Origin of the sequence: Vibrio sp. V03_P4A6T147 (assembly GCF_002241085.1) — a bacterium.
Classification (GTDB): Bacteria; Pseudomonadota; Gammaproteobacteria; order Enterobacterales; family Vibrionaceae; genus Vibrio; species Vibrio anguillarum.
This window is the reverse complement of record NZ_NDIO01000079.1, coordinates 1-5,001: the sequence shown is the minus strand read 5'-3', so window position 1 is coordinate 5,001 and position 5,001 is coordinate 1. Positions and strand designations below refer to the sequence as shown.

The 5,001-nt window shown below is 42.7% G+C and carries 3 protein-coding genes; all 3 read right to left on the bottom strand.

The annotated features are described in order from the left end of the window. Positions 1-23 precede the first annotated feature (23 nt). Positions 24-1,562, bottom strand: coding sequence for a SpoVR family protein (locus tag B9J84_RS02800; RefSeq protein WP_013856538.1), 1,539 nt, complete (start codon positions 1,560-1,562; stop codon positions 24-26). A 12-nt stretch (positions 1,563-1,574) separates the two neighbouring features. Beyond that, positions 1,575-2,846: a YeaH/YhbH family protein gene (locus tag B9J84_RS02795; RefSeq protein WP_017042294.1), complete on the bottom strand. Its 1,272-nt coding sequence runs from the start codon at positions 2,844-2,846 to the stop codon at positions 1,575-1,577. An 82-nt stretch (positions 2,847-2,928) separates the two neighbouring features. Next, a complete protein-coding gene (locus B9J84_RS02790; RefSeq protein ID WP_013856540.1) occupies positions 2,929-4,863 on the bottom strand; it encodes a PrkA family serine protein kinase in 1,935 nt (644 codons plus the stop codon). Positions 4,864-5,001: the final 138 nt, after the last annotated feature.

Below are 5,001 nucleotides of genomic sequence, written 5' to 3'. Positions count from 1 at the left end.
ATATTTAAGGTAACGACTTGTTCTTATGTGTCACGTTCGCCGTGTGGTGGGCAAGTCGCTAAAATTTCACGTCGGCCACTCTCTTTGACTTCCTCTAAAATGACATCAAACCCCCATAAACGGTAAAGGTGTTTTAGTACCTCATGACAGCTTTGATCTAAAGGAATTCTATCGTGTGGAACGTGTTGAAGCGTCAGTGAACGATCACCACGGACATCCACGTTATAAACTTGAATATTCGGTTCTAAATTACTGAGATTGTACTGTGCCGCAAGCTTTTCACGGATGGCGTGATAGCCAATATCATCGTGAATGGCACTAACTTCAATAAAATTCTTGCGATCGTCATCCACAATGGCAAACAGCTTGAAATCGCGCATTACTTTAGGTGAAAGATACTGGCTAATGAAGCTCTCGTCCTTAAAGTTGTGCATAGCAAAATGAAGCGCATCTAACCATTCTGTGCCAGCAAGCTCAGGAAACCATTCCCTGTCTTCATCGGTTGGCTCTTCACAAATACGTTTAATATCTCGGAACATAGCAAAGCCAAGTGCATATGGATTGATGCCACTAAAATAGGGGCTGTTGTAAGAAGGTTGTGCGACGACACTGGTGTGGCTGTGTAGAAACTCAAGAATGAATTTCTCAGAAACAAAACCTTCATCATAAAGGTGATTCAAGATAGTGTAGTGCCAGAATGTGGCCCAGCCTTCATTCATCACTTGCGTCTGTTTTTGTGGGTAAAAATATTGGCTTATTTTCCTCACAATACGAACGATCTCCCGTTGCCATGGCTCAAGCAGTGGCGCATGTTTCTCAATGAAATAAAGAATGTTTTCTTGTGGCTCACTTGGAAAACGAACTTTAAGATCTTCTTCTTTGGTTTTTGCTTTGGGCACGGTGCGCCACAGTTCATTAACTTGTGATTGTAGATAAGCTTCGCGCTCTTCTTGACGTGCTTTTTCTTCTGCTATCGATATTTTTTCAGGTCGTTTATAGCGGTCAACACCATAATTCATTAACGCGTGGCATGAGTCGAGCAGCGATTCGACTTCGGGTACGCCATATTTTTCTTCGCATTCTGAAATGTAGTTTTTGGCAAACAAGAGATAGTCAATGATAGAGCTCGCATCCGTCCAAGTTTGGAAAAGGTAGTTGCCTTTGAAAAACGAGTTGTGACCATAGCAAGCGTGCGCCATCACTAAGGCTTGCATAGTGACGGTGTTTTCTTCCATTAAATAGGCAATGCATGGGTCTGAGTTAATCACGATCTCATACGCGAGCCCCATTTGGCCATGTTTGTAACCTTGTTCCGTTTGAATAAATTTTTTGCCAAATGACCAGTGGCTGTAATTAATCGGCATGCCAATGCTGGAGTAGGCATCCATCATCTGCTCGGAGGTAATAACTTCAATTTGATTGGGGTAAGTATCGAGACGATAAAACTCAGCTACCCGGCGTATTTCAGTATGGTATTTCTCCAAAAGCTCAAACGTCCAGTCAGGCCCGTCTGGTAACAATTTGCTCTTGCGTTTTGAAGTACCTTTCGCTTTTGTTGTCATTAGTATGCCTCCCTAAGCTGTTTCCTTTTGGAATAGCTCCCTAAATACAGGGAATATGTCATCCACGGTGCGAATGTTTTTAATCGCAAAATTGCCAAATGAGGGTTGTAATTTTTCGTACTCGTGCCACAAGGTTTGGTGTGAGCGACGAGTGATTTCAATATAAGCGTAATACTGGCAATATGGCAGAAGCTTATTGGTGAGGAGTTCTTTACAACGAGGCGAATCATCAGCCCAGTTATCACCATCGGATGCTTGAGCTGCGTAGATATTCCATTCGCCGAGTGGGTAGCGTTGTTCAATGATTTCATGCATTAATTTCAGTGCGCTAGAAACAATCGTGCCGCCGGTCTCTTGAGAGTAGAAGAACTCGTGCTCATCCACTTCTTTGGCTTGCGTATGGTGACGAATAAACACCACTTCGACATTTTCATAAGTGCGAGTTAAAAATAGATACAGCAACACGTAAAAACGTTTTGCAATATCTTTAGTCGCTTGATCCATTGAACCCGACACATCCATTAAGCAGAACATAACAGCTTGGCTCGATGGAATGGGGCGCTTTTCAAAGTTTTTGAAACGCAGGTCAAACGTATCAATAAACGGCACACTTTCAATTTTTTTACGCAACGCTTCGATTTCTTGCTTAAGTCGCTTCTCTTCTAATACTTGAGCGGGCTCTCTATTTTGAATGCGCAGTAACTCTTCTTCTAATTCCCCCATTAAACGACGTTTTCCCGCTGTCATTGCGGTGCGGCGAGCCAGTGATTGTTGCAAAGAGCGAACTACAGCAATGTTCGACGGTACACCTGCCGTTTTGAAACCCGCGCGATGAGTTTTCCATTCTGTAATCTTATTGATTTGATTTTTTTCTAGATTAGGCAATTCCAGATCTTCAAACAGTAGATCAAGATATTCATCTTTAGAGATTTGGAAAATAAATTCATCTTGGCCTTCGCCATCAGCACTCGCATCACCTTGTCCTGAACCATTGCCTTGTCCGCCACCTTTAGGTCTCTCAATTTTATCACCAGTAATAAACTGGTCATTACCCGGGTGAACCCGTTCTTTCAGGCCGCCTTTTCCTTGATGAAACACGGGTTCTTTGATGTCGTGATTTGGGATCGACACATCTTCGCCAGACTCGGTGTTGGTGATGGAGCGACGATTCACTGCGTCTGCGACAGATTCTTTGATCTGCTCTTTATGACGGCGTAAAAAGCGTTGTCTATTGACCGCGCTTTTGTTTTTACCGTTCAATCTTCTATCGATAAATTGCGCCATGAGTATCCCCTTGAAAACGTCACCTTTACGTTAGCCATTGTTCGTATGGCTAACGCATGTACAGGTTTTGGTTTGCTTGAAGTTAAGAAGATTTACGGACGCGTAAATACCACTCAGACAACAGCCTTACTTGTTTTTCTGTATAACCTTTCTCCATCATACGAGCGACAAAATCGTCGTGTTTTTTCTGATCATCCGATGAGGTTTTGGCATTAAAAGAGATAACAGGAAGTAGCTCTTCGGTATTTGAGAACATTTTTTTCTCAATGACGGTACGCAGTTTTTCGTAACTGGTCCAAACCGGATTTTGTCCATTGTTGTGCGCTTTCGCACGCAGTACAAAATTGACGATTTCATTTCGGAAATCTTTCGGGTTACTAATGCCTGCTGTTTTCTCGATTTTTTCTAACTCGTTATTGAGCGATGAACGATCGAAAAGTTGGCCAGTTTCAGGATCACGATACTCTTGGTCTTGGATCCAGAAATCAGCATAAGTAACGTAGCGGTCAAAAATATTTTGACCATATTCAGAATAAGATTCCAAATAAGCCGTTTGAATCTCTTTACCAATGAACTCGACATAACGAGGCACTAAGTAGCCTTTTAAAAACTCCATATATCGTTCAGCGATTTCTTGAGGGAACTGCTCGCGTTCAACTTGCTGTTCGATGACATAGAACAGATGAACGGGGTTAGCCGCAACTTCCGTTTGGTCAAAGTTGAATACGCGCGACAGTATTTTAAAGGCAAAGCGAGTCGATAAACCGGACATACCTTCGTCAACACCTGCGTAGTCACGATACTCTTGATAGCTTTTTGCTTTTGGATCGGTATCTTTTAGCGTTTCACCATCGTAGACGCGCATTTTGGAGAAGAGTGACGAGTTTTCCGGCACTTTTAGGCGCGAGAGGATACTAAATTGACCAAGTAATTCTAGTGTGCTTGGTGAGCATGGCGCTTTGGATAGTTCACTGTGTTCAAGCAGTTTTTGGTAAATTTTCACTTCTTCCGAGACGCGTAAACAGTAAGGAACTTTAACGATATAAACCCGGTCCAAAAACGCTTCGTTGTTTTTGTTGTTACGGAATGTCTGCCACTCTGATTCGTTTGAGTGCGCTAAAATCATGCCATCAAAGGGTAGGGCGGATAACCCTTCTGTTCCGTTGAAGTTTCCTTCTTGCGTGGCGGTTAAGAGTGGGTGAAGCACCTTAATTGGCGCTTTGAACATCTCAACAAACTCCATTAACCCTTGGTTGGCTTTACAGAGTGCACCGGAATAGCTATATGCATCGGGGTCATCTTGCGAGAAATGCTCGAGTTTCCGAATATCCACTTTCCCAACCAGTGACGAAATGTCTTGGTTGTTTTCATCTCCGGGCTCGGTTTTTGCGACGGCAATTTGATCGAGAATTGAAGGTCGTACTTTGACGACTTTGAATTTGGAAATATCGCCACCAAACTCGTGTAAGCGTTTGGCCGCCCAAGGTGATGTAATTGAGCGTAAATAGCGTTTTTCTATCCCATATTCCTGCTTGAGGATTTCGCCATCTTCAACCACATCAAACAGGCAAAATGGGTGGTCATTGACTGGGCTACGAACGCCATTTGCAGACAAAACATAAATAGGCATTTGTTGCATTAAAGCTTTGAGTTTCTCCGCCAGTGAAGATTTACCGCCACCAACTGGACCGAGTAGATAGAGAATTTGTTTTCTTTCTTCTAAACCTTGGGCAGCGTGTTTGAGGTAGGAAACAATCTGTTCTATGGCTTCTTCCATGCCATAGAAATCCTCAAAAGTTTTATAACGAGAAATCACCCGGTTAGAGAAAATGCGACTCAATCGGGGGTGTTTTGCTGTGTCTATCAGCTCAGGCTCACCAATCGCCATTAACAGCCGCTCTGCTGCATTGGCATAAGCACTTTTATCTTCTTTACACAGAGCTAAAAACTCTTGCAGTGATAGCTCTTCATCCTTGGCGGCTTCATAGCGTGCCTGAAAGTGGTCAAAAATACTCATAGTGAATTCCCCTCTGAAAACTGTCTAACTGACAACACCGCTTAAAAACACAAATTAATAACAATTTAAGACTAGTCCGAGTTTGACAATTTTGCTTAACAATTATGTGTTTATTTAAATTTCGTGACAGTAATAACG